This is a genomic window from Amycolatopsis sp. lyj-23, from assembly GCF_046549135.1.
GTDB lineage: Bacteria > Actinomycetota > Actinomycetes > Mycobacteriales > Pseudonocardiaceae > Amycolatopsis.
On sequence record NZ_JAJPWN010000008.1, the window covers coordinates 99,326 to 124,056 of the forward strand.

Annotated in this window: 20 protein-coding genes; 4 read left to right on the forward strand and 16 right to left on the reverse strand. The window is 72.4% G+C overall.

What is annotated here, in order from left to right; translation table 11 throughout:
* Positions 1 to 173: 173 nt before the first annotated feature.
* The gene (locus ACLJPY_RS20840) at positions 174 to 3,347 is read right to left on the reverse strand and encodes an ATP-dependent helicase (protein WP_410591238.1); all 3,174 of its coding nucleotides are present in this window, start codon (positions 3,345 to 3,347) and stop codon (positions 174 to 176) included.
* Between the two features lie 173 nt (positions 3,348 to 3,520).
* Between ACLJPY_RS20840 and ACLJPY_RS20845 the strand changes: the two genes are divergently transcribed.
* Positions 3,521 to 3,838: an MGMT family protein gene (locus ACLJPY_RS20845; protein WP_410590729.1), complete on the forward strand. Its 318-nt coding sequence runs from the start codon at positions 3,521 to 3,523 to the stop codon at positions 3,836 to 3,838.
* A gap of 254 nt (positions 3,839 to 4,092) precedes the next feature.
* Here the strand turns inward: ACLJPY_RS20845 and ACLJPY_RS20850 are convergent, their stop codons facing one another.
* A complete protein-coding gene (locus ACLJPY_RS20850; RefSeq protein ID WP_410590731.1) occupies positions 4,093 to 4,902 on the reverse strand; it encodes a uroporphyrinogen-III synthase in 810 nt (269 codons plus the stop codon).
* Complete coding sequence (locus ACLJPY_RS20855; RefSeq protein ID WP_410590733.1) at positions 4,895 to 5,863, reverse strand: helix-turn-helix transcriptional regulator; 969 nt, start codon at positions 5,861 to 5,863, stop codon at positions 4,895 to 4,897. Before ACLJPY_RS20855 ends, ACLJPY_RS20850 begins: the two co-directional genes overlap by 8 nt.
* A gap of 62 nt (positions 5,864 to 5,925) precedes the next feature.
* On the opposite strand from ACLJPY_RS20855, the gene ACLJPY_RS20860 reads away from it, so the two are divergent.
* A complete protein-coding gene (locus tag ACLJPY_RS20860) occupies positions 5,926 to 6,321 on the forward strand; it encodes a DUF3224 domain-containing protein (protein WP_410590735.1) in 396 nt (131 codons plus the stop codon).
* A 9-nt stretch (positions 6,322 to 6,330) separates the two neighbouring features.
* Entirely contained in the window at positions 6,331 to 7,434 is a 1,104-nt protein-coding gene (locus ACLJPY_RS20865; protein WP_410590737.1) for a DNA glycosylase AlkZ-like family protein, read from the forward strand.
* Positions 7,435 to 7,674: 240 nt separating this feature from the next.
* Here the strand turns inward: ACLJPY_RS20865 and ACLJPY_RS20870 are convergent, their stop codons facing one another.
* The 11 genes from ACLJPY_RS20870 to ACLJPY_RS20920 all read right to left on the reverse strand — a co-directional run bounded on the left by ACLJPY_RS20870 (position 7,675) and on the right by ACLJPY_RS20920 (position 22,045).
* Complete coding sequence (locus tag ACLJPY_RS20870) at positions 7,675 to 8,337, reverse strand: DUF4097 family beta strand repeat-containing protein (protein ID WP_410590738.1); 663 nt, start codon at positions 8,335 to 8,337, stop codon at positions 7,675 to 7,677.
* A 101-nt stretch (positions 8,338 to 8,438) separates the two neighbouring features.
* Positions 8,439 to 9,542 (reverse strand): uroporphyrinogen-III synthase, encoded by a 1,104-nt coding sequence (locus tag ACLJPY_RS20875; RefSeq protein ID WP_410590740.1) that lies wholly within the window; start codon positions 9,540 to 9,542, stop codon positions 8,439 to 8,441.
* A complete protein-coding gene (nirD, locus tag ACLJPY_RS20880) occupies positions 9,539 to 9,883 on the reverse strand; it encodes a nitrite reductase small subunit NirD (protein ID WP_410590741.1) in 345 nt (114 codons plus the stop codon). Before nirD ends, ACLJPY_RS20875 begins: the two co-directional genes overlap by 4 nt.
* A complete protein-coding gene (gene nirB, locus ACLJPY_RS20885) occupies positions 9,880 to 12,402 on the reverse strand; it encodes a nitrite reductase large subunit NirB (RefSeq protein WP_410590743.1) in 2,523 nt (840 codons plus the stop codon). The genes nirD and nirB overlap by 4 nt, the downstream gene beginning before the upstream one ends.
* A 1-nt stretch (position 12,403) precedes the next feature.
* A complete protein-coding gene (locus ACLJPY_RS20890) occupies positions 12,404 to 13,762 on the reverse strand; it encodes a nitrate/nitrite transporter (RefSeq protein ID WP_410590745.1) in 1,359 nt (452 codons plus the stop codon).
* Positions 13,763 to 13,808: 46 nt separating this feature from the next.
* On the reverse strand, positions 13,809 to 15,236 hold the full coding sequence (locus tag ACLJPY_RS20895) for an FAD-dependent oxidoreductase (protein WP_410590746.1): 1,428 nt from the start codon (positions 15,234 to 15,236) through the stop codon (positions 13,809 to 13,811).
* Positions 15,233 to 17,281 (reverse strand): molybdopterin oxidoreductase family protein, encoded by a 2,049-nt coding sequence (locus tag ACLJPY_RS20900; RefSeq protein WP_410590748.1) that lies wholly within the window; start codon positions 17,279 to 17,281, stop codon positions 15,233 to 15,235. The genes ACLJPY_RS20895 and ACLJPY_RS20900 overlap by 4 nt, the downstream gene beginning before the upstream one ends.
* Positions 17,282 to 17,679: 398 nt before the next feature.
* Complete coding sequence (locus ACLJPY_RS20905) at positions 17,680 to 18,477, reverse strand: TIGR02569 family protein (protein ID WP_410590750.1); 798 nt, start codon at positions 18,475 to 18,477, stop codon at positions 17,680 to 17,682.
* A gap of 88 nt (positions 18,478 to 18,565) precedes the next feature.
* Positions 18,566 to 19,741, reverse strand: coding sequence for an adenylyltransferase/sulfurtransferase MoeZ (moeZ, locus tag ACLJPY_RS20910; RefSeq protein WP_410590751.1), 1,176 nt, complete (start codon positions 19,739 to 19,741; stop codon positions 18,566 to 18,568).
* 93 nt (positions 19,742 to 19,834) lie between these two features.
* Entirely contained in the window at positions 19,835 to 20,995 is a 1,161-nt protein-coding gene (locus tag ACLJPY_RS20915) for a DUF3152 domain-containing protein (RefSeq protein ID WP_410590752.1), read from the reverse strand.
* A gap of 72 nt (positions 20,996 to 21,067) precedes the next feature.
* The gene (locus tag ACLJPY_RS20920; RefSeq protein ID WP_410590753.1) at positions 21,068 to 22,045 is read right to left on the reverse strand and encodes an alpha/beta fold hydrolase; all 978 of its coding nucleotides are present in this window, start codon (positions 22,043 to 22,045) and stop codon (positions 21,068 to 21,070) included.
* A 113-nt stretch (positions 22,046 to 22,158) separates the two neighbouring features.
* Here ACLJPY_RS20920 and ACLJPY_RS20925 point away from each other — a divergent pair, with 113 nt between their 5' ends.
* Complete coding sequence (locus tag ACLJPY_RS20925) at positions 22,159 to 22,785, forward strand: TetR/AcrR family transcriptional regulator (RefSeq protein ID WP_410568994.1); 627 nt, start codon at positions 22,159 to 22,161, stop codon at positions 22,783 to 22,785.
* A gap of 140 nt (positions 22,786 to 22,925) precedes the next feature.
* Here the strand turns inward: ACLJPY_RS20925 and ACLJPY_RS20930 are convergent, their stop codons facing one another.
* Positions 22,926 to 23,822: an alpha/beta fold hydrolase gene (locus ACLJPY_RS20930; RefSeq protein ID WP_410590755.1), complete on the reverse strand. Its 897-nt coding sequence runs from the start codon at positions 23,820 to 23,822 to the stop codon at positions 22,926 to 22,928.
* Positions 23,819 to 24,727, reverse strand: coding sequence for an AurF N-oxygenase family protein (locus ACLJPY_RS20935; RefSeq protein WP_410590756.1), 909 nt, complete (start codon positions 24,725 to 24,727; stop codon positions 23,819 to 23,821). Before ACLJPY_RS20935 ends, ACLJPY_RS20930 begins: the two co-directional genes overlap by 4 nt.
* Between the last annotated feature and the right edge of the window lie 4 nt (positions 24,728 to 24,731).

A 24,731-nucleotide genomic window follows, 5' to 3' on the forward strand; every position in this document is an offset into this window, starting at 1 on the left:
TAGATAGTCCACAGCCGCAGCGCCCGCCCGGCCTCCTGCAGCCAACGAACTCACCAGATAGTCCACGGCCCCGGCGCGTAGACCCTTCCTCGCGCCACCGAACGAACTCACCAGATAGTTCACAAGACCAGCGCCTACCCGGCCTCCCGCCGCGAACGAACTCACCGGATAGTTCACGGCCCCGGCACCTGCCGCCCCTCCGGCCGGAGCGGGCAGCACCCCCGCGCCGGGCAGCGGTCGCAGTCCGGGTTCTCCTGCGCCTGGTAGTCCGGCCCGGCCGCCGAAGCCGCCGCCTTCTGGACCAGCTCCAGCCACTGCTTGCCGCCCACCTCGTCCATCGGCGGCTGGGAGCGTTCCGTCGACCCCGTCTTGTTGTTCGCCTTCGCGACATACACCAGCCGCGCGCCGCCGGCCTCGGTCCGGCCTTCGATGGCCCCCAACAACACCGCCAGCTGGTACGCCGCCAGCTGCGGGTGCGCCTCGGCGTCCGCCCCCGACACCGGGACCTTGCCCGTCTTGATGTCGACGATCACCGGCCGCCCCTCGGAGTCCAGCTCCACCCGGTCGACCCGGCCGCGCAGCAGCACCCGGACCTCGTCGTCGCTGCCCGCCGGCAGCTCGACCTCGATGTCCTGCTCGACGCCCGCTTCCTTGAGCTCCGCCCGGCTCCGCTCCAGCCACGTCGTGAAGTTCCGCAGCATCTGCTCGACCCGGCGGCGCTCCCGCCGCGAAAACCACGGCGCTCCCGCGTCGACGCGCACCCAGGCCTCGTCCAGCGCCGCCTGCAGCTCGGCGTCCGTGCTGCCGGACGCCACCGCCTGCGCGAGCCCGTGCACCAGCGTCCCGGTGACCGCCGCCAGCTGGGCCGGGTCGCTGCCGCCGTGGCGCTCGATCATCCAGCGCAGCGGGCACTTCGTCAGGATCTCCACTGTGGACGGGGAGATCCGGATCAGGTCGCCCGGCGGGTGCACCGGCTCGTCGCTCGACGCCGGGAGCAGGCCGTACCAGGTCGACGGATGTGCGCCGGGCACGCGAGCGTCGGCCAGGCGCGCCAGCTGCTTCGCCGCCCGACGCCGTCGCGCGGGGTCCGCCTTGTCGTCGCAGACGACCTCGCGCAGCTCGCCCACCAGCTCGGCGAGCACCAGCGACCGGCCCGGCGGCTTCATCCGCGAGTCGAGCCCGCCGTCGTCGGCGCCGTTCTCCTCCAGGTCGTCGAGGAACCTCGACGGCTGCTCGTCCTCGCCCGAAACCGCCGTGACCAGCAGCGTCTGCTTCGCCCGGCTCATCGCCAGGTAGAACAGGCGCCGCTCCTCGGCGAGGATCGGCGCGGTCTGGGAGACGGCGTCGTCGTCGACCCCGGCCATCAGGTCCTTGAGCCGTTCCACGCCCAGCACGGATCCCCGCAGCCGCAGGTCCGGCCACGCGCCCTCCTGGACGCCCGCGACGGCGACGACCGTCCACTCGCGACCGGCGGCGGCGTGCGCGGTCAGCAGCGAGACGCCGTCGGACGGGACGGCCGCCGGCGCCAGGGTGTCACCCGCGATCCGTTGCGCGCCCAGGTAGTCCGCGAAAGAAGCGACACTCGCGCGGGGCAGCCGGTCGACGTACCGGCCCGCGGCGTCGAAGAGCGCGACGACGGCGTCGAGGTCGCGATCGGCCTGCGCGCCCAGCGATCCCCCGCGTTCGACCTGCTTCAGCAACTTCTCCTGCAGCCCGCTTTCCCGCCACAGCTGCCACAGCACCTGCTCGACACCCTCGCCGCGCGCCACCGCCTGGTTCGTGACCCGCAGCAGCCCGCCGACGCGCCGCACGGGCTCGGCTTCGGCGTTGGCCAGCCCGGCGAGGATGTCCCCGCCGCGCAACGCTTCCACGAGCAGCTCGTCGCTCGACCGCTGGCCGCCGCCGGCCAGTTCCAGCCGGCGCAGACCGCGCCGCAACCGCCGCAGCGCCAGCGGATCCGCGCCGCCGAGCGCGGACGAAAGCAGCATTTCGGCGAGGTCGACGTCCAGGAGCTCGGGCGACGGCGCGAGCTTCAGCACGGCCAGCAGCGGCCGCACCGCGGGCTGCTTCGCCAGCGGGAGCTCCTCGGTCGCCGACCCGATCGGGACGCCGGCCGCGCGCAAGGCGCGTTGCAGCACCAGGAAAGTCCGCGCGGGCGACCGGACGAGCACCGCGATCTCCGACCACGGCACGCCGTCGACGAGGTGCGCGCGGCGCAGCTGGTCGGCGATCCAGCTCGCCTCGGCGGCCGGGGTCGGCATCACGCGGACGCGGACGTTGCCGCCGGTGGCTCCGCACGGGGGGACGATCTTGCGGTGCGGTGACGCGCCCGGCAGCGTCGCGCCGATCTTGGCCACCGCGAGCCGCACGGCCGGGGCGAGCCGGTGGGCCGTGGTGAGCGTGACGGTCCGGCTGCCGTCCGGGTCGGCGTCGGCGAACAGGCGCGCGTCGGCGCCCCGGAAGGAGAACACGTTCTGGTCGGGGTCGCCGGCCACGACGAACTCGGCGGCGGTGTGCCCGATCACCCGGACCAGGCTGGTCTGCAGCGGGTCGAGGTGGTGGGCGTCGTCGACGAACAGGTGCCGGACGCGGGTGCGCTCGCGGTCGCGCAGCTCGTCGTCGTCCTCCAGGGCGAGCAGCGCGGAGGTGACCAGCTCGGCGGCGTCCAGCGCGGGGGCGCTCGCCACGCCGAGGGCGTTGCCGCCGGCGCCCTGCAACTGCGTGACCTCTTCGTACTGCGCCCAGAACTGCCCGGCGGCGATCCACTCTTCACGCCCGCGGCGACGGCCCAGCTCGGCGAGGTCCTCGGGCCCGAGCCCCCGCTCGGCGGCACGCATCAGCAGGTCACGCAGCTCCTCCGCGAACCCGGGGACCATCAGGGCGGGCCGCAGCGACTCGGGCCAGTACTCGGCCTCTTCGTCGAGGTCACCGGCCAGGAGTTCGCGGACGACGACGTCCTGTTCGGCGCCAGCGAGCAGCCGCGGCGGCGGGAGCTCCTCGGCCATCGCCTCCAGCCGCAGCAGCGAGTAGGCGTAGGAGTGCACGGTCCGGACGAGCGGCTCCCGGACGGTCCGGGGCAGCGGCCGCGCGAGGTCGGGGTCCGCGGTCAGCCGCCGCGTGATATCGGCGCGCAGCGTGTCGGCGGACCGGCGCGAGGTGGTGAGCACGAGCACGCTCTCCGGATCGGCGCCCTCGGCGATCCGGCGCGTGGCGGCCGAGGCCAGCAGCGCGGTCTTGCCGGTGCCGGGGCCGCCGAGCACGCGGAGGAACCCCCCGGGCGCGGAGAGCACGCGGCGGGCGCCTTCGTCCCAGGTGAAGGAGGGTGTGGCGGTGTTCGGCGTGCGCACCAGCCGCGCGTCCGCCTGCGCCGTTCGCCTCCCGTTCACCCCGCGATGGAATCACGCCGGGTCCCCCGGGTGGCGCACCGGCACGGCTTAGCGCGGGTCGGTTCGGTGAAGGCGCCCGGTGGTGCGGTGGATGGTTGCCGAAAGTGTCGGTGGTGTGCGGCACAGTAGGGGTCATGGACGACGTTCTGCACGAGCGCGTGCGGGAGATCATCGAGTCGGTGCCGGCCGGCACGGTGGCGACGTACGGCGACATAGCGAGCCTGGCGGGCGCGCCGTCGCCGCGGATGGTGGGCGCGATCCTGGCCGAGGACGGGCACGACCTGCCGTGGCACCGGATCCTGCGCGCGAACGGAACCCCGGCACCCCACCTGGCCCACGACCAGCTGGAGCGGCTGCGGGCGGAGGGTGTGCTGGCCGACGGGCAGCGCGTTGACCTGCGGAAGTACCGGTGGAAGCCGGACGGAGAGGAGGAACCCGAGGGATTGTTCTGAGCGGCACCCGGCGCCGCCAAGTTTTGCCGAGGTGAGTGGTCGGCCGACCGCGGCTGAGGGACGCTGCCCGCGGCTGGGCGATGCCGCCCGCGGCCGAGCGACGCTGCCCCGCGGCTGAGGGACGCTGCCCGCGGCTGGGCGACGCCACCCGCGGCCGAGCGACGCCGCCCCGCGGCCGAGCGACGCTGCCCGCAGCCGAGCGACGCCGCCCGCGGCCAGGCGCTGCCGAGCTGCGCCCGAACCCGGCCGCGCCGCTAAGCCTTGCCCAGCCTCGTGGCCAGCAGCTTGACCAGCGCACCAAGGCGCTGGCGCTCCGGCTGCAGGGTCGGCACGCCCGCGGCCTCGAGCGGCGCGGCCGTCACCGGGCCGACGCACGCCACCACCACGCGGCCGCGCAAAGCGTCGAGCAGCTGCGGGTACCGGCCGGATGCCCCCGCCAACGCCAGGAAGTTCGTCGCGGCCGGGGCGCTCGTGAACGCCAGTGCGTCCAGCTCGCCGGCCACGGCCGCGTCGATCAGGTCGTACACCGGCGTCACGTCCGGCGGCGAGTGCCAGCGGTACGGCTGCACCTGGACCAGCCACGCGCCCGCCTCCACCAGCGGCGCGGTGTACTCCGGCAGCGACGTGCCGTGCAGCTGGACCGCGGTCCGCTGCCCCCGCACGCCCGCCGACGTCACCGCTGCGAAGAGCTCGGCGTTCGACTCCGACGCGGCCGAGAACGTCTCGCGCAGGCCGGCGCCCCGGACCGCGCCGACCGCCTTCGGTCCACGGGCGTAGATCCGGGAGTCCCCCAGCGCCGTCACGAGCCGGTCGCGCAGGCCCCAGCCTTCGGCCGCGTCGAGCCAGCCGCGGAAGCCGGCGCCCGTCGTGACGACCGTGAGGTCGACCGGCGACGTCACCAGCTCCAGCGTGGCGTCCTTCAGCTCGGGGTCGCTGTCCAGGGGCACGATGGTGATCGTCGGCGCGTGCCGGACGTCGGCGCCGTGGCGTTCGAGGGCCGCGATGAATTCGCCGGCCCGGCGTTCGGCCGTGACGCCGATGGCGATCCCGCTCAGTTCACCCATAGAACGCGCCCATCTCCTCGATCGCCGCCGCCAGCTCCGCCCGCAGGTCCTCGGGTTCGAGGACCTGCAGGTGCGGCCCGAAGCGCAGCAGCTCGCCGATGGCCGGTTCGCCCGGCTCCACCGGCAGCTCCACGGTGAGCCAGCCGTCCGCGTCGGGCTCGTTCGGGCAGTCGCGCAACGCGCGGGCGCCGACGGAACCTGCGTAGAACGGTACGAGAGCCCGCGCCCGCGGCGAAAGCCGCACCACCGCGACCCGCGGGTACATCCGGCGTTCGAACTGCTCGGACCACTCCTGCCAGTACCGCGCGAGGTCGAACCCGGCCGGCCGCTCGAACACCTCGCCGAGGTCGGTCAGCTCCAGCACGCGCGAGATCCGGTACGTCCGGTCGGTGCCCTCGCAGCGGCCCGCGAGGTACCAGTTGCCCGCCTTGAGGATCAGCCCCAGCGGCTCCAGCTCCCGCTCGACGACCCGCTGCCCCCACCGTTCGTAGCGGATCCGGATCCGGTGCGACGACCACACGGCGTCGGCGATCGCGGACAGCGTCGGCAGGCTTTCGATGCCCCGGTGCCAGCCGGGGACGTCCAGGTAGAACCGCTCGGCGACGCGCCCGGCGCGGTCCCGCAGTTCGGCGGGCAGCGCGGCGTACAGCTTGAGCTGCGCCGCCGCCAGCACCGTGCCGAGGCCGAGTTCGGCGGCGGCCACCGGCAGCCCCGCCAGCGACAGCGACTGCGCCTCTTCCTCGGTCATCCCGGTGAGCCGGGTGCGGTAGCCGTCGACCAGCCGGTAGCCGCCGGTGCGGCCGCGGTCGGCGTACACCGGGACGCCGGACGCCGAGAGCGCGTCGATGTCCCGGTAGACCGTCCGGACCGACACCTCGAGCTCTTCGGCCAGCTCCTCGGCCGTCATCCGGCCGCGGTTCTGCAGCAGCAGGAGGACGGAGAGGAGCCGGCTGGCGCGCATGGTCCGATTCTGACAGAAATACCTGACACAAGTTGACAGGTATGCCCGGCAGAGTGCTCCGCATGAACGGATTCACCACGAAGAGCTGGGAAGAGAAGATCGTCAGCGGCACCGAAGGCGGCCCGCGGGTGGCGTACGCGCACGCCACCTTCGCGTACGAAGGGGTCCTCGAAGGCGAGTCGATCTGCGATCTTCTGCTGTACTACGCGGGCGAAGGCTACGAAAGCGGCGAGACGACGTCGCCGTGCTTCGAGCGCTTCGAAGGCAAGGTCGACGGTCGCGAAGGGACGTTCGTCGTGCGCCACGAGTACACGTTCGACGCCAACGGCATCGCGTCGACGTTCACCGTCGTCCCCGGCTCGGGGACCGGCGAGCTGGCCGGGCTGACCGGCAGCGGCACGGCCGGGGGCGCCCTCGGCGAGGACAAGGTGGCCTACACCTTCGAGTACGCGTTCTAGGAGCAGCCCGTGGACCGCCGTCAGGTACTCGCCTACCGCATCGCCGAGCACGGCCTGCACCGCTCGGCGCGGGACGTCGCCGACCTCGCCGTGGTCCGGGCCGGGCTGCAGGACAGCATGCGCGACACCGCGCTGCTAGCCCTCGCCGCCCGGCTCGAGGACCCGGTGTCCCCCGAGGACGACGAGCGGCTCGTCCTGGCCTGGACGCTGCGCGGGGCGCCGCACTACCACCTCCGTCCGGACCTGGCCGAGACGATCCGGGCGCTGATCCCGCTCGACGACGCGGACGCGCTGGCCCGGATGCTGTGGCAGCGCAAGGAAGTGGCGGCGGCGGGGCTGGCGGCGTCCGAAGTGGTGTTCACGGCGGCCGCGGCGCTGCGCGAGGTCGTCACGAAACCGATGACGAAGGGCGCGGTTTCGACGGCGGTGACCCAGCGCCTGCCCCCGGCGTTCTCGCGCTGGTGCCGCGGCTGCAACGCGACGCACATCCAGGAGCAGCTGATGCGCATCGCGGCCCCGCTGGGCGGCGTCCGCCTGGTGGCGGGCGCGTCCCCGGCGACGCTGGCCCCACTGGAGGGCCGCGGCCGGCTGCGCAAGACTCCGGACCCGGCCGCGGCGACGGCGGTGGTCGAGCGCTACCTGCGGCTCAACGGCCCGGCCTCCCCGGGCGAGGCGGCGGAGTTCGCGGGCACGGCCCGCGCGGTGGTCGACCGGACGTGGCCGGCGGACCTGGCGGAGGTGCAGGTCGAGGGCAAGAAGCGGTACCTGCCCGCGGACCGGCTCCCGGCGTTGGAGAACCCGCCGGAGCCGGACGTGGTGCGGCTGCTGCCCCCGCTGGACCCGTTCATCCAGGCCCGCGACAAGGCGTTGCTGGTCCCGGACCCGTTGCGGCGCAAGGAGGTCTGGAAGATGCTGGGCAACCCGGGAGTGCTCCTCGCGGACGGCGACATCGCGGGAACGTGGCGCACGAAGGGCAGCGGGACGAAGCTGACGGTGACGCTGACGGCGTTCGACCCGCTGCGTCCGGCAGTCCGCGAGGAAGCCGAGGCCGAGGCGGCCCGTGTGGCGGCGGCGCGCGGGTTCGAGAAGCACGCGGTCACCTGGCTGGACTGACCCCCGCCCGCGGGGGCGCCCCCCGTTTCCTACGCTACCAGCGGGCACCGACAATTCCGGGCGCCGAACGCGTTCCGGCCCGCGGGGGCGCCCCCCGGTTTCCACGCTACCGGAAGGCACCGACAATTCCGGGTTTTCCCAAGCGCCCCAAGGCGGCCTTGGTTGCGTCTCACGCACCCAAGGCGGCCTTCGGTGCGTGAGACGCACCGAAGGCCACATTGGGGCGCTCGGGCACCGGCCTCACAGACTCCGGGCCTCGATGTCGCCGTAGGACGTGGTCGCCCGGATGGCCAACCCCGCCACACCCTCGTTCCGCAGCGCGTTGCTGATCCGGCCGTACGTCGTCCCCGCGTCCAGCGATGCGGACGTTCCCGCCGCCGCGCCCACCGTGATGTTGCCCATCTGGGTGCTCAGCACCACGGTGCCGCTCGACGCCTCGGCGATGCGGATGTCGCCCTGGCCCGTGGTGATCTCCGCCGGGCCCGTCAGGCGGCCCACCGAAACGTCGCCGCCGTGGGCCGTCAAGCGCATGCCGGCCGCTTCGTCGAAGACCACCTCGCCGTGCGCTCCCGAGACCGTCACGTCGCCGAGGCGGCCGACCCCTCGCACCGACACGGAGGCGGCCGCCAAGTCGACCGAAGAGCCGGCCGGCAGCGAAACCGTCACGTCCACCGCCCCGGATGGGCCGAAGTACTGGTTCTTCGCCGCGATCGAAATCCGCAGCACGCCGTCGGCGAAGGAAACCTCGGCCTGCGAAGCCGCCTTCACGTCGCGGCTCTTCGCCGGGTCGGCGGGAAGCACCTCGACGAGCGTGTCCGAACGCGGCGAGGCGGCGAGCCGGACCTGGCCGGCCGGGATCGAAAGGACGGTGGCGATCGGGGCGGTGGTGGTGAACTCGTGCATCGGAATCTCCTCGAGGGCAATGAAGCAGCTCTTGTGGAAACCACCTTCGCCCCGCCCGCTGACACCGGAAGGCCACCGCACTGACACGGCCGCTGACACGCTCAGGCGTCCACCGCCAGCCGATACCCGCGCTTCACCACCGTCTGGACGACCTTCCCGCCCCCGAGCGACGTCCGCAGCCGCCCGATCGCCGTCTCGACCGCGTGCTCCTCGCCGCCTCCCGGGAGCGCCGAGATCAGCTCGCGCCGCGACACCACCCGGCCCGGTGACGCCGCCAGCGCCCGCAACAACGCCATCGGCGCCGGGGCCACCTCGCACCACTCGCCGTCCACGATGGCCGCCTGGCCGCGGAGCTCGATCGACCGCCCGCCCGCGCGCAGCCGCGGGGAACGGGCCACCAGGGTCTCCGCCACCGTGCGGGCCAGCGCGCCGATCCGCGCGCGGTGCGGCTGGACCGTCGGCACCCCCAACGCCGCCAACGGGCCGGCCGTGATGGGGCCGACGCACGCCGCCACCACCGGCCCGGACAGCGCCGCGACGAGTCCCGGCAGCCGGCCCGTACGCCGGGCCAGTGCGATCAGCGACGCCGCCGCCGGCGCGCTGGTGAACGGCAGCGCGTGGATCGAGCCGTCCAGGACGCCGTCCAGGAGCCGGTCCACCGGGCCCGGGTCGGCCGGGCCGACCCAGCGGTACACCGGGATTTCGATCACCTCCGCACCGGCCGCGCGCAGCGTGTCCACGAAGTACGGCAGCGGCTCCCCGTGCAGCTGGACCGCGATCCGCAGCCCGTCGACCCCCGACGACAGCAGGTGCTGCAGCAGCTCGGCGTTGCTCTCCGACGCCGGCGAGTACGACTCCGAGAGCCCGGCCGCCCGCAGCGCCCCGGTCACCTTCGGCCCCCGGGCCAGCAACGACGCCGAGGACAGGCGCGCCAGCAGCGGGTCGCCCAGCCCCCAGCCCTCGGCCGCCTCGAGCCAGCCGCGGAACCCGATGCCGGTGGTCGCGACGACCACGTCCACCGGCGAGGAGAGCAACGCGGTGGTCGCCGCGCGCAGCTCGGTGTCGTCCGTCAGCGGCACGATCCGGATCGCCGGGCCGTAGCGGACGCTCGCCCCCTTGCGCACCAACAGCGCGCCGAGCTCGTCGGCCCGGCGCGCCGCGGTGATGCCGATGACGAAACCGGCCAGCGGGAGCACATCGCTCACGCGCTCTCCACTTCGACGACGCCTTCCCGGACGCGCACCTCGTACACCGGCACCGAAACGCCGTCGGCGTCCAGGCACCGGCCGGTTTCGAGGACGAACCGTTCCTTGTAGACCGGCGACGCGACCACCGGGACGCCGTCCGCGTCGCCGACGATGCCGCGCGAAAGCACCGCCGCGCCGCTGCACGGGTCCCAATTGGACAGTGCGAACAGCCGGTCGCCGGGCAGCCGGAAGACCGCCACCTGCACGCCGCCGTCGAGCAGCGCCGCCACCCCGGCGGATTCGGGCACGGCGCCGACGGGGCAGACCGCGGTCCAGGTCCGCTGGATCGAAGTAGTCATCGACGCACCTCGCTGTTCGGAAAGCCCGGTACGCCGAGCATCACGGGCACTTTCTGCTGCCGCTCCTCGCGGAACGAGATCGCCGGGTCGGGCGTGCCCGGAGCGTTGACGAAGGAGGTGAACCGGGCCAGCTTCTCCGGGTCCTCCAAAACGCCCTTCCACTCGTCGGCGTAGTTGTCGACGTGCTTGGCCATCGCCGCGTCGAGGTCCTCGCAGATGCCGAGCGAGTCGTCGACGATCACCGCGCGCAGGTGGTCGAGGCCGCCGTCCAGCTCCTCGATCCACGGCGCGGTCCGTTGCAGCCGGTCGGCGGTGCGCACGTAGAACATCAGGAATCGGTCGATCGTGCGGATCAGCGTCTCTGTGTCCACATCGGACACCAGCAGCTCGGCGTGCCGCGGGGTGGTGCCGCCGTTGCCGCCGACGTAGAGGTTCCAGCCGTTCTCCGTGGCGATGATGCCGAAGTCCTTGCTCCGCGCCTCGGCGCATTCCCGGGCGCACCCGGACACCGCCGACTTGAGCTTGTGCGGCGAGCGCAGGCCGCGGTAGCGCAGTTCCAGCTCGATCGCCAGCCCGACGCTGTCCTGCACGCCGTAGCGGCACCACGTCGAGCCGACGCACGACTTCACCGTCCGCAGCGCCTTGCCGTAGGCGTGCCCGGACTCGAACCCGGCGTCGACGAGCCGCCGCCAGATCAGCGGCAGCTGGTCCACCGTCGCGCCGAACAGGTCGATCCGCTGGCCGCCGGTGATCTTGGTGTACAGCCCGAAGTCGCGCGCCACCTCGCCGATGACGATCAGCTTGTCCGGCGTGATCTCGCCGCCCGGGATCCGCGGGACGACCGAGTACGTGCCGTTGCGCTGCAGGTTCGCCAGGTACCGGTCGTTGGTGTCCTGCAGCGTCATCTGCTCGCCGCCGAGCACGTGCCCGTTGCCGAGGGTGGCCAGGATGGACGCCACCGCCGGCTTGCAGATCGCGCAGCCGCTGCCCGTGCCGTAGCGGGCGATCAGCTCGCTGAACGTCGTGATCCGGGTGGCCTGGACGATCTCGAACAGCTCCGCGCGCGACTGCGGGAAGTGCTCGCAGACGGCCTTCGACTGCTCGACCCCGGCCGCGTTGAGCAGCTTGGACAGCAGCGGGACGCACGACCCGCAGGCCGTGCCCGCGCGGGTGCACGCCTTCAGTTTCGGGACCGTGTCACAGCCGTCCTCGTGGATGGCGTTCGTGATCGCGCCCTTGGAGACGGCGTTGCACGAGCAGATCTGCGCCGCGTCGGGCAGCGCGTCGACGCCGACCGCGGCACCACCGCCCGCCGGGGCGAGGATCGCCCCCGGCTCGGCCGGCAGCGGCCGCCCGACCAGCGCCCGCAGCGTGTTGTACTCGGTCGCGTCGCCGACGAGCACGCCACCCAGGAGGGTCTTGCCGTCGTCGGTGACGACGAGCTTCTTGTACGTCCCGGCGACCGCGTCGTTGACGGCGACTTCGAGGGCGCCCTCCGTCTTCGCGTGGGCATCCCCGAAGGAAGCGACGTCGACGCCCATCAGCTTCAGCTTCGTGGATGTGTCCGGTTCCGGGAACGTCCCCGAACCACCCGTGAGCTGCGCGGCGACGATCTCCGCCATCGCGTAACCGGGCGCCACGATGCCGTACACGCGCCCCTCGACCGCGGCGCACTCGCCGATCGCGTAGATCGCCGGGTCGCTGGTGCGGCAGGACGCGTCGGTCAGCACCCCGCCGCGCGGGCCCAGCTCCAGGCCGGACTGCCGGGCGAGGTCGTCGCGCGGCCGGACACCGGCGGAGAACACGACGAGGTCGACGTCCAGCTCGGTGCCGTTGCCCAGCTTGGCCAGCAGGCGGGAGCCGTCGGCCTCGATGGCGTTGGTGGACGTTCCGGTGTGGACGGTGACGTCCAGGTTGGTGATGAGCCGCCGCAGCAGCGAGCCGCCGCCCTCGTCGACCTGCAGCGGCATCAGCCGCGGCGCCATCTCGACGACGTGCGGGGACAACCCCATGTCCCGCAGCGCCTTCGCGGCCTCCAGCCCGAGCAGGCCGCCGCCGATGACGACGGCCGAGCGACGGCCGCGGCCCGGCTTGTCGACCGCGGCCGCGCGGATCGCGTCCAGGTCCTCGATGGTCCGGTAGACGAAACAGCCGTCCAGGTCGTGCCCGGGCACCGGCGGCACGAACGGCCGCGAGCCGGTGGCCAGCACCAAAGCGTCGTAGGGAACGACATCTCCGGACGCCGTGGTGACGGTCTTCGAAGACCGGTCCACCGAAACCGCCAGCTCGCCGAGCCGGAGGTCGACGTGGGAGTCGCCCGCGTAGTCCGAGCCGGGCAGCGCCAGCGCGGCCGGGTCCCAGGTGTCCACGTAGGACGTGAGGGCCACCCGGTCGTAGGCCGGGCGCGGCTCCTCGGACAGGACGACGATGTGCCAAGTCCCCGAAGGGTCTTCCGCGCGCACCGCCTCCACGAGCCGGTGGGCGACCATGCCGTGTCCGGCGACGACCAGGGTGGGCATCTCAGACCTCCGCTCCCGCGAGCGCCAGACCGCGCTCACTCGTGGGCTGTTCGGCGGGCTTGCGCAGGTAGACCGCCCAGGTGACGGCGAAGCACAGCCCGTAGAAGACGAGGAATCCGATGAAGGCGGGCACTCCGCTCTTCGCGTCGGCGAAGGACTGCCGGAACGCCAGGTTGATGAACAGGCCGCCTTCGGCGCCGATCGCGCCGGCCAGGCCGATCAGCGCACCGGACAGCCGCCGCGCCTTGAGCAGCTCGGCCGTCTCCTCGGCGCCGTTCGCGATGGCCACCTTGGCCTTGGCGCGGAAGATGGCCGGGATCATCTTGTACGTCGAGCCGTTGCCGATGCCGGTCAGCACGAACAGCACGATGAAGGCGATCGTGAACAACGCCAGTGACTTCGACGTCGAGGCGAGGATGAGCACGACCGTGGCCAGCGCCATCCCGGTGAAGGTGGCGAAGGTGACCTTGCCGCCGCCGATCCGGTCGGCCAGCCAGCCGCCGGCCGGCCGGGAGAACGAGCCGAGCAGCGGGCCGAGGAACGTTACCGCGGCCGCCTGCAGCGGGGTGCGGCCGAACTGGTTCTGCAGCACCAGGCCGAAGGCGAAGCTGTAGCCGATGAACGAACCGAACGTGCCGACGTAGAGGAACGACATCACCCAGGTGTGCGGGTCCTTGACGACCTCGCGCATCGCCTTGGTGTCGCCCTTCATCGTGGCGAGGTTGTCCATGCAGAAGTACGCGCACAGCGCGGCGACCACGATCAGCGGCAGGTAGACGAACAGCACCAGCCGCGGCGCGGTCGCGCCCGCCGTGCCGATCACCAGCAGCCCGACCAGCTGGATCGCCGCGACGCCGAGGTTGCCGCCGCCGGCGTTGAGGCCCAGCGCCCAGCCCTTGTGCTTCTCCGGGTAGAAGGCGTTGATGTTCGTCATCGACGACGCGAAGTTGCCACCGCCGACGCCGCCAAGGGCCGCGACGACCAGGAACGTGCCGAGCGGCGTGCCGGGGTGCAGCACGACCGCGGCCAGCGCGGTCGGGATCAGCAGGAGCAGCGCAGACACGACCGTCCAGTTGCGGCCGCCGAACTTCGCCACGGCGAAGGTGTAGGGCAGCCGCATCAGGCCGCCGATCAGCGTCGGCGTCGAGACGAGGAGGAACTTGTCCGCGGCGGAGAAGCCGTAGTCCTTGCCCATGAACAGGACGATGACCGACCACAGGGTCCAGATGGAGAAGCCGATGTGCTCGGCGAAGACCGAGAACCACAGGTTGCGGCGGGCGATCTTCTTGCCGGTGGACTCCCAGAACTCCTCGTTCTCGGGTTCCCAGTGCTCGATCCAGTGCTTGCCTTGGTGGGCCACGGCGTTCTCCTTCGTGCGGCGGTTCAGGGTGGTCAGTGGGGATCGGTCACTGCGCGGCGAGCCAGTTCGCGATGCCGCCGACGGTGTCGGAGCACCCGCCGCATCCCGTCGTGGCTCGCGTGGCCCGCGCCAGTGCGGAGGTGTCGGTGGCCCCGGCCTTCCAGGCCTCGATCAGCCGGCCCTTGGTGACGTTGTTGCAGCGGCAGATCACCGCCGTGGCCGGCAGGTCGGCCGGGCTGGCCGCCGGGGTGGCGCCGGTGGGCAGCGCGCGGCCGAGCAGGACGGCGAGCCGGTCTTCCGGCAGCGGCGTCCCGCGGTCGTGGAACTGGGTGATGGTCGCGGCCGCGTCGGGCAGCCCGAGCAGGATCGCGCCGGTGACGCGGTTTTCGCGGACGACGAGCTTGCCGTACCGGCCGCCCGTCGGGTCGTTGAAGGTGAGCACCTCGGCGTCCGGGGTACCGGCGTCGAGCTGCGTTTCACCCAGCGCGGCGAGGTCGATGCCGCGGGCCTTGAGCCGGGTGACCGCCGTCGTGCCGCGGTAGCGCGCGGCGGCGTTGGTTCCGGTCAGGACGTCGGCGAGCACCGACGCCTGTTCCCACGCGGGCTGGATCAGCCCGGCCGGCGCGCCCGGGTGGCGGGCGCAGTCGCCGAGCGCGTGGATGCGGCCGTCGCTGGTGCGCAGCACGTCGTCCACCAGCACGGCGCCGTCGACGTCCAGCCCGGCTTCGACGGCCAGGCGCGTCTCGGCGCGGACGCCGGCGGCGACCACGACCAGGTCGGCCGGGACGAGGGTGCCGTCGTCGAGCTTGAGCCCGTCGCCGGGCAGGTACCGGGCGGCGGTGGCGCCGAACTTGAACGTCACGCCCATGTCGGTGAGCTGCCGGGCCAGCACGTGGCCGGCGGCCGGGTCCAGCTGGCGTTCCATGACGTGCGCCAGCGGGTGCACGACGGTCACCTGGTTGCCGCGCCCGGCCAGGCCGCGGGCGGCTTCGAGGCCGAGCAGGCCGCCGCCGAGCACCGCGACCGGCGCGCCGAAGCGGGCGGCGTCGAGGATCTTGGCGCAGTCGTCGAGGCTGCGGAAGGCGACCACACCCGGTCCGGCTTCGAGCCCTTCGACCGGCGGGATATACGGGTTCGCGCCGGTGGCGAGGACCAGGGCGTCGTAGTCCACGCATGCGCCGTCGGCGAGTTCGACACAGCGCTTCCCGCGGTCGATGCGTTCGACGTCGACGCCGAGCCGGAGGTCGACGTTGTGGCGCTGCGCCCATTCGTCGTCGTGCAGGCGGACGCTCTCGGCGCTCATGCCCCCGGCGACGACCGCGGACAGCAGCACCCGGTTGTAGGCGGCGTGCTTTTCGGCGCCGAGGACGGTCAGCCGGACCCGCTCGGCGATCGGGTCGCGACGGCGGATCTCGTCGGCCAGCCGGGCGCCGGCCATGCCGTACCCGACGATGACGACTTCACGAGGGCTCACGCGGCACCATCCACAGTAGACAAGGACACGGCACACACCTTGAACTCCGGCATCCGGCTGACCGGGTCGAGCGCCGGGTTGGTGAACAGGTTGGCGCGTTGCTCACCCGGGAAGTGGAACGGCAGGAAGACCAGATCGGGCTTGAGGCTCTGGGCGAACCGGACCTTCGCCACGGTTTCGCCCCGGCGCGACCGGACCAGTGCCCGGTCGCCTTCTTCGAGCCCGGCGCGCTTGGCGGTGTCCGGGTGGACTTCGACGAACGCCTCCGGGACGACTTCGTTGAGCTCTCCGATCAGCCGGGTCTGCGCGCCCGACTGGTAGTGCTGCAGCACGCGGCCGGTCGTGGCCTGCAGCGGGAACTCCTCGTCCGGCAGCTCGGCCGGGCCGGTGTGCTCGACCGGCGTGAACCGCGCCCGGCCGTCCGGGTGCGCGAACGCGTCGAGGAACATCCGCGGGGTGCCGGGGTGATCGTCTTCCGGGACCGGCCAGTGCAGGGCCTCGCCGTCGCGCAGCCGGTCGTAGCTGACGCCGGAGTAGTCGGCGATGCCACCCTTGGACGCGATCCGCAGTTCCTCGAACACCGTCTCGGCGTCGGTCGGGAACCTGCTTTCCGGTTGCCCCAGCCGGAGCGCGAGTCCGTGCAGGACGTCCAGATCGGACCGGACACCCGGCGGCGGCGCCAGTGCACGGCGCCGCAGCAGGATCCGGCCTTCGAGGTTGGTGAGCGTGCCGTCCTCCTCGGCCCACTGGGTGACCGGCAGGACGACGTCGGCGAGCGCCGCGGTCTCCGACAGCACGAAGTCGGCGACGACCAGGAAGTCCAGTTCGGACAGTCGCTCCTGGACGCGCTGCGAGCGCGGCGCCGAGACGACCACGTTGCTGCCGAACACCATCAGCGCCTTCGGGCCGTCTTTCTGGCCGAGCGCTTCGAGCAGCTCGGTGGCCGAGCGACCGGGCCCGGGCAGGCTTTCGGCGTCGACACCCCAGACGCCGGCGACGTACTCGCGCGCGGCCGGGTCGTCGAGCTTGCGGTAGCCGGGCAGCTGATCGGCCTTCTGGCCGTGCTCGCGCCCGCCCTGGCCGTTGCCCTGGCCGGTGAGGCAGCCGTAGCCGGAGCCCTCGCGGCCGGGCAGGCCGAGGCTCAGGGCCAGGTTGATCCAGGCACCGACGGTCGCGGTGCCGGTGGCGTGCTGCTCGGTGCCGCGCGCGGTGAGGATGTAGGCGTTGCGAGCGATGGCGAGCTTCTCGGCGGCGTGGCGCATGTCGGCGGCCGAGACACCGGTGACGCGCTCGGCGCGCTCCGGCCACCAGCTCGCCGCGATCCGCCACACCTCGGCGAAGCCGCTCGTGCGATCGTCTACATAGGACTGGTCGAGGTGGCCGCCTTCGACGACGGCGTGCAGGATGCCCAGGGCCAGCGCAAGGTCCGTGCCCGGCGCGGGCGCGAGGTGCAGGCTCGCCAGCTCGGCGGTCGGCGTGCGCCGCGGGTCGACGACGACGAGGTCGGCCCCGCGCAGGTGCTGGACGAACGGCGGCATGGTCTCGGCCGGGTTGGCGCCGGCGAGCAGCACGACGTCGGCGTTCTGCAGATCGGTGACGGGGAACGGCATCCCGCGGTCGGCCCCGAAGGCCTTGATCCCCGCGGCGGCGGCCGAGGACATGCAGAAGCGGCCGTTGTAGTCGATCTGCGAGGTGCCGAGCGCGACGCGGGCGAACTTGCCGAGCAGGTAGGCCTTTTCGTTGGTCAGCCCGCCGCCGCCGAAGACCGCGACACCGTCCGGGCCGTGGGTTTCCCGCGTCTCCCGCAGTTTCCGGGCGACGTGGTCGAGGGCGAAGTCCCAGCCGACCGGCTCGAGCACGCCGTTCACCCGCAGCAGCGGCGTGGTCAGCCGCTTCGGGCTGGTGAGGAGCGAGCCGGAGGTCCAGCCCTTCTGGCACAGGCCACCGGCGTTGACCGGGAAGTCCCGCGGCGTCACACGAGCGCCGTCGAGGCGCATCCCGCACTGCAGAGCGCAGTACGGGCAGTGGGTGTCGACCTGCGGCATCGGGCACCTCCTCGGCGGTTCGGGGATGCCCTGACGCTAAGGAGGCCGTGTTAACCGGATTCGACCGAATGTTTCAGGCAGTTGACATTACGGCGGTGGGAGCGTGGCCCGTCCGGTGAGATCCGCGTCCATCTGCCGGGAGCTTGGAGGTCAGCCGAGCTTTCCCGAAGGTGACGTCGAAGGGGGTTGGGACGCGGGTCACAAGCGCGAATACTCGTGAGCCGCCACCCCGAAGCCCAATTGTGACTACGGCCGGCAGCACCGCGTCAAGGCGGGAAAGCGTGCCTTGACCCGGTACTACCGGCCGTGTTCTGGCTTCGGATCGGGGTTGCGGGGGGCCCTGGATGGAGTCGGTGCCGGTTTGGGTTGCGGGGTCCTGGTGGGTGAGTGCCAGGCGACTACAAGACCCCGGACACCTCGCGCGCCGCCGCGCGCAGGCCGTCCAAAGATGCCTGCGTCGACCTCGGGTTCAGGGCGTTGGCCGCCAGGCGGAACAGGACCGCGCGCAACAGCAGCTGGGGCCACTCCGGGAGGTGCGCCCAGCGTTCCAGCAGGTCACGGCCCTCGCCACCCCAGGCCAGCGCGTCCACCGCCACGATCGCCGCGCCGTACTCGCCCGGGCGGTAGTACGGCACGAAGTCGACCACTCCTGGGACGTCGTCGCCGTCGAACAGCAACCCCGCCAGCAACTCGCCGTGGGCCACCTGGTGGGGGAGGTCGATCGGGCGGCGGGCGCCCGCCAGGACCTCGAACCAGCGGCCGCCCTTCGTCTCCTCGAGGGGGACTTCGAGCTCTTCCCAGGCGATGCGGTCGGCGACCGCGTCGACGTCGGTGCGTGCGTCGAGGAAGTCCGGCCGGGGCAGGCCGATCGTCGCCCGGTGCAGCTTCACCGCGGCCAGCACCGACGCGTCACCGCGGTGCTCCGGTGTGCCCGGGACGAACCGCGACGCCGTCCAGCCGCCGACGATCCAGCGGCCGTCGGTGGAGCGGACCGGCTTCCCGACCCGCAGCCCCGGCTCGCGGACGTAGTCGAGCGCGTGGGCGGTCCACAGCGTTCTCACCTTGTCGGTGACCGGCTTGAACACGAGGTCGCCGCAGCGCCACGCCGTCGAATCCGGCAGGCGATCGGAGCCGTCGGCGGAGCCGCCGAAGGCCGCGCAGACGTGCGCCGGAGGAGGTTCCTGTGGAGACCGCACGATCGCTGACGTTACCCGGCCGGGCGTGCCACGAATGAGAAGACGCGCTGCTCACACCGGGTTTCCCCGGCCGGGTAAACACACACTGTCAGTAGGTCGGCAGGCTCGGATCGATCTGCTTGGCCCAGGCGAGCACGCCGCCGCCGAGGTGCGTCGCGTCCTTGAAACCGGCCGCGTGCAGGGCGGCGAGGGCCTCGGCGGAGCGGGCACCGGACTTGCAGTGCAGGACGATCGGCTTGTCCTGCGGCAGCTCCGCGAGCGCCTCGCCCGAGAGGATCCGGTCCTTCGGGATCAGCGTCGCGCCCTTGATGTTGACGATCTCGTACTCGTGCGGCTCGCGGACGTCGATCAGCGCGAAGTTCTCGCCGCTGTCGAACTTGGCCTTGAGCTCCGCCGGGGTGATCGTGTGCCCGGACGCCGCCGAAGCGGCCTCGTCGGACACCACACCGCAGAACGCCTCGTAGTCGATCAGCTCGGTGATCTTCGGCGTGTCCGGGTCCTTGCGGATCTTGACCTCGCGGTACTTCATCTCCAGCGCGTCGTAGCTGATCAGGCGGCCGAGCAGCGGCTCGCCGATGCCGGTGATGAGCTTGATCGCCTCGGTCACCATGATCGAGCCGATGGACGCGCACAGCACGCCCAGCACGCCACCCTCGGCGCAGGAGGGGACCATGCCCGGGGGCGGCGGCTCCGGGTAGAGGTCGCGGTAGTTGAGGCCCTTGCCGTTCGGCGCGTCCTCCCAGAACACGCTGACCTGGCCCTCGAACCGGAAGATCGAGCCCCAGACGTACGGCTTGCCCAGCAGCACCGCGGCGTCGTTGACCAGGTAGCGCGTGGCGAAGTTGTCGGTGCCGTCGACGATCAGGTCGTACTGCTCGAAGATCTCGAGCGCGTTCGAGGAGTCCAGCCGGTCGGTGTGCAGGTGCACCTTGACCAGCGGGTTGATCTCCGCGATCGACTCCTGCGCGGACGCGGCCTTGAGCTTGCCGACGTCGGACTGGCCGTGGATGACCTGGCGCTGCAGGTTCGACTCGTCCACCACGTCGAAGTCGACGATGCCGAGCGTGCCGACCCCGGCGGCGGCCAGGTACAGCAGCGCGGGGCTGCCGAGGCCGCCGGCCCCGATCACCAGGACCTTCGCGTTCTTCAGCCGCTTCTGCCCGTTCACCCCGACGTCCGGGATGATCAGGTGACGGCTGTACCGGGCCACCTCTTCCTTGGTGAGCTCGGCAGCCGGCTCGACGAGCGGCGGCAGTGCTGACATGGGTCCTCCATCTCGCGCGCGTATCGCGTCCATCCCACTATGCACAACGCGCGCAGGCAAACGGGTCTTCCCGGGTCCAGATCGTGAGAAGACCTACTGCGGTTGCGGGGTGGGGTTCGGCCAGGAGTTGGTCTTGCAGATGCGGCCGTCCTTGGCCACCTTGCCCTTGTCGCCGCCGGGGATGTCGTTGAGCATCGACACGTAGTCGTCGGAGACGCCGAACGACTGCTGCATCATCACCGGCGCGGGCTGGTCCGTGCCCGTGCAGCCGACGTGCTGGTTGCCCAGTGCGTGCCCGACCTCGTGGTTGATGGCGTACTGCCGGTACCCCGTCATGTCGGCGCCGTACGCCTTGGCGCCGCGCACCCAGCGGGCCAGGTTGATCAGCACGCGCCCGAGGCTCTTGCGGTAGCAGGACGCCTCGAACTTGATCTGGAACCCGCAGGCGTCCGGCCGGTGCGTGGTCTCCGGCGTGGTGAGGCTCACCCGGAACGACGGGTTCGGGAAGTTCGCGTCCACCCGCTGGAACGCGATCTTGCCGTCCCAGGTCCAGCCCTGACTCGGGTTCGACAGGGTGCCCTGGACGGTCGCGGCGAAGGCGTCGTCGCCGGCGTAGCTCGACGGGTCGATCCCGTCCTCGACCTCGACGGTGTAGGTGTACAGCTTCCCGTTGCCGATCTTCGGGCCGCTGCCCGGGACGACGTGCCACTTGCCCGCGCCCGCCTGCGTGAAGGGGATGCCCTCCGGCAGTTCCGCGGTGGGCACCTTGAGGTCGACCGGGGTGGCCGGGTTCTCCGGGATGGGCTGCTCGCCGTTGCCGTCGATCGCACCGCTGCCCGCTGCGTCGCCGCCCGCCGAACCGGTGCCGGCCGCGGCGCCCTGCTCGGCGATCGGCTGGGCCGGGCTGTTGGCCGTGTTGACCACGACGAGCACGGTCAGCACGACCAGGATCGGCAGGGCGTAGACGCGCCAGCCGTAGGTCTTCGTCAGCTTCGCGATGCCGGACTTCGACGCCGGCTCCGCTTCTTCCCGCGCGACCGGCACCTCCGGCTTCCAGGAGGCGCTCAGCGGCTCGGCGCTGGTCCGCCGCCCGCCGGGGCGGTAGCGGTCTTCGCCGACGCGCTGGGCCGGCGCCTTCGACGGGCGGTACTGCCCGGTCCGGGGGTGGTCCTCGGCGTCCGGCGTCCGGCGGGCCGAGGCGCGGTGGGGCGTCCGCCGATCTTCGCCTCGCGCGTCCTGCTTCACCCGGTCCACCGCACCAGGGTGCCACAGCGGCGAGGCGCGGCTCTCGCCGACTGGCGGATCATCGGGTGTCACCCGATCGGCCTACCAAGTGCCCGCTTCGACGTGCTCCCACATGCCCAGCACGGCCTTCGCGACGACGACCGGGCGTTCCATCTGCGCCACGTGCCCCGTGCGCGGCAGCACGAGCAGCCGGGCGCGCGGGATCGCCCGGGCCGTCCGCACCGCGCGCTTCACCGAGATGACGCGGTCCTCCCGGCCCCACACGACGAGCGTCGGCGCCTTGACGCGCGGCGCGACCGACCAGAGCGACGCCTTCCCCAGCGTCGACCACGCCCGGAAGATGGCGAACGTGCTCCGGGCCATCGCCGGCGCGGCCCAGGCGAACCCGGCGCGAGCGCCGTGCTCCTCGGTCAGCTCGTCGAGCCGGCTCTCCGGGAACCGCGAAGGGTCGGCGAAGCAGAGCTTGATGACCTGCGCGGCGCGTTCCCGCGGCCCGAGCGCGGCCAGCTGGGCCCGCACGCGCGCGCCGACCAGCGGCAGGTAGGCGAACGCCATCCGCGGGTCCGACAGCCGCCGCGGGTCGAGGCGCAGGTCCGGGACCGCCGGTGAGATGAGGGTCAGCGTCTTGACCAGCTCGGGCTTCTGGGCGGCGACGAGCAGGGCGATCGCGCCGCCCATGGAGTTGCCGAACAGGTGCACCGGCCCCCCGACGTCCTCGATGTGCCGTGCGACGACGTCCGCATGCGCTTGCAGCGTGAAGTCGAAGCCCTTCTCGGGCTCGGAGCGGCCGAAGCCCGGCAGGTCGATGGCCGTGCCGCCGGCGACCGGCGCGAGCAGCGCGGCCAGGTCGGTCCAGTTCGTCGACGAGCCGCCGAGGCCGTGGACGTAGACGGCGGGCACGCCGTCCGGACCCGGCGTGCGGCGGACGTGGAGCCGCGCGGTGCCGACCTCTTCGAACGCCGCCGGCCAGGGCGGCGGGAGCGGGTCGAGCGAAGGCAATGCCCTGGTCGAGAGGGGCACGTGGGTCAGCGGCGCCCGCGCCGTCACGGGGGTGGTCACCGGTCCAGAATGCCCGACCCGTGGCACGGGCTACATACCGGCGAGTAATCTTCAGGGCGACTTCACGCGGTGGCGACCCCGCCCGTCGAAGAAGCGATGACGGGAGGACGAGCATGACGGAGATGACGCGGGTGCAGCAACGTGGGGTGCGGCTGCCCCGGACCGAGCGCCGGGCCCAGCTCCTCGCCGCGGCGCAGCGGGTCTTCGCCGAGAACGGCTACCACGCCGCCGCGATGGACGAGATCGCCGAGGTCGCGGGCGTTTCCAAGCCCGTGCTGTACCAGCACTTCCCCGGCAAGCTCGACCTGTACATCGCGCTGCTGGAGAGCCACGTCGACGAGCTGGTCAAGCGCGTGCAGAACGCACTGGACTCGACGACGGAGAACAAGCAGCGCGTCCCGGCGACGGTCGGCGCGTTCTTCGACTTCGTCAGCGAGGACGCGGGCGCGTTCCGGATGGTGTTCGAGTCCGACCTGCGCGGCGAGCCGGCGGTCCAGGAGGCGGTCGACCGCGCGACTTCGGCGAGCGTGGACGCGATCACCGAGACGATCACCGCGGACGCGGGCCTCGACGAGGACAAGGCGCGGCTGCTGGCGGTCGGGCTGGTCGGGATGAGCCAGGTCAGCGCCCGGTTCTGGCTGGCGCACCACCAGTCGATGAGCCGGGAGGAAGCGGTGGCCCTCACGGCCAACCTGGCCTGGCGCGGCATCGGCGGCGGCTTCCCGCTCAAGGATTCCTGACCTGCTCCGGGCAGCAATGAACTATCCGGTTAGTTCTCTCGGACTAACCGGATAGTTCATTCGTGGGGACCGGCAGGTTCAGGGCCGCGTTAATGGACTAACTGGTGAGTTCGCGTGAACTCACCAGTTAGTCCACAACCTCAGCGGGAGGCAGCCGTCCGGACCAGCGCGGAGATCCGGCGCGCCACCTCGTACGGCCGTTCCTGCGGGAGCATGTGCCCGGCACCCGGGAACCGGACGAACTCCGCGTGCGGCAGCTCGTCCGCGATCACCTTCGCGTGCGGCAGCGGGCACAACCGGTCCCGCTCCCCCGCCAGCACCACCGACGGCACGTCGCACAGCGCGCCGAGCCCGCCGATGCCCCGGTGGGACGCGATCGCGTCCAGGAACAGCCCCGCGCTCGCCGGGTGCGTGCGCAGCAGCTGCTCGACGACGCTGTCCACCTGTTCCCGCCCCGGCCGGACGCCGAACACCAGCCGCCGGGCCCCGGACCGGACCAGCCCGGGCCGCAGCCGCAGGGTGTCCGACTCCAGCCCGGCCAGCAGCTTCGCCACCCTCGGCTCGAACCGCGTGACGCTCCGGCCGACCAGGCCCGGGAACCCCAGGGTCAGCTGGTCCATGTCCCCCGACGACGTCGCGACGAACGCCGCGCCCGCGAGCCGCTCACCGACGAGGGCAGGGTGCCGCTCGGCGAGCACCATCAGCGTCATGCCGCCCATCGAATGCCCGGCCAGCACCAGCGGCCCGGCCGGAACGCCGTCGGCGATCAGCTCGGCCAGGTCGTCGGCCAGCCGGGCGATCGTGGCGCCGCCGGGCCGGGCGGGCGCCGAGCCGCCGTGGCCGCGCAGGTCGTAGCGCAGCACGCGCAGGCCGGGGTCGAGGTGCGGCAGCACGAAGTCCCACGTCCGGTGGTCCTGCGTCCAGCCGTGCACGAGCACCAGCGTCACGGCGGAGTCCGCGGGCCCCGAGGTGACCACGTGCAGCGCGGCGCCGTCGCTCGTCACGAACCGGCGCCCGGGCGAAAGGACGGCGGTCATCGGGCCGCCGGGAGCAGGAACGACTTGCGCCAGAAGTACGTCCCGGGCAGCCCGACCAGGCCGGACTCCTGCAGGAACGGCATGATCTTCTCCCCGGCCCACGCGATCGTCCCCTGCCAGTGCGGGTTGTTCAGCGCCGCTTCGACGCCGTCGCGCGGCCGGATGCCGACCGCCTTGTAGACGTCCGGGTTGATGAACGCCCGCGTCACGAAGTACGAGATGACCGCGATGATGAACTGCTGGTAGGCGATCTCGGCCTTCGACAGCTTCGCCATCCCGCGCGTGACCTCTTCGCGGGCGAAGGTGACGTGCCGGGCCTCCTCCAGGACGTGGATCCGGTTGACCATCCGGACCAGCGGCTGGACGCCTTCGTCGTTCATCTGCTCGCGCTGCAGCCGGTCCAGGACCTCCTCGGCGACCAGGATCGCGCCGTAGCGCGCCGGGCCGTAGGAGATCGACGGCATGAGCTTCGCCAGGCGCCGCAGCCACGGCACCGGGCCGTAGGCGGGGCAGCCGATCCGCGACGCCATCCGCGCGAACATCGTCGAGTGCCGGCATTCGTCGGCGATTTCGGTGAGCGCGAACTGGGCGTGCGCGGACGTCGGGTCCTCTTCGTAGACCTCCTTGAGCAGCATCTGCATCAGGAGGATCTCGAACCACAGCCCGGTGGTCGCGACGCTCGCGACCTCGTGCTTGCCCAGCTCGATGCGCTGCTCGGGGGTCAGCTTGTCCCAGAGTTCGGTGCCGTAGAGCGAGGAACGCTCATCGAGGATGAACCGCTTGCCCTCGACGAGCGGCGCGCTCCAGTCGATGTCGACGTCGGGGTCGTAGAACTTGTTCGCCGACGACTTCAGCAGGCGGTCCGCGGTCTTTTCGCGGTCCGGTTCCTTCAGCGTCCGCGTCATCGCC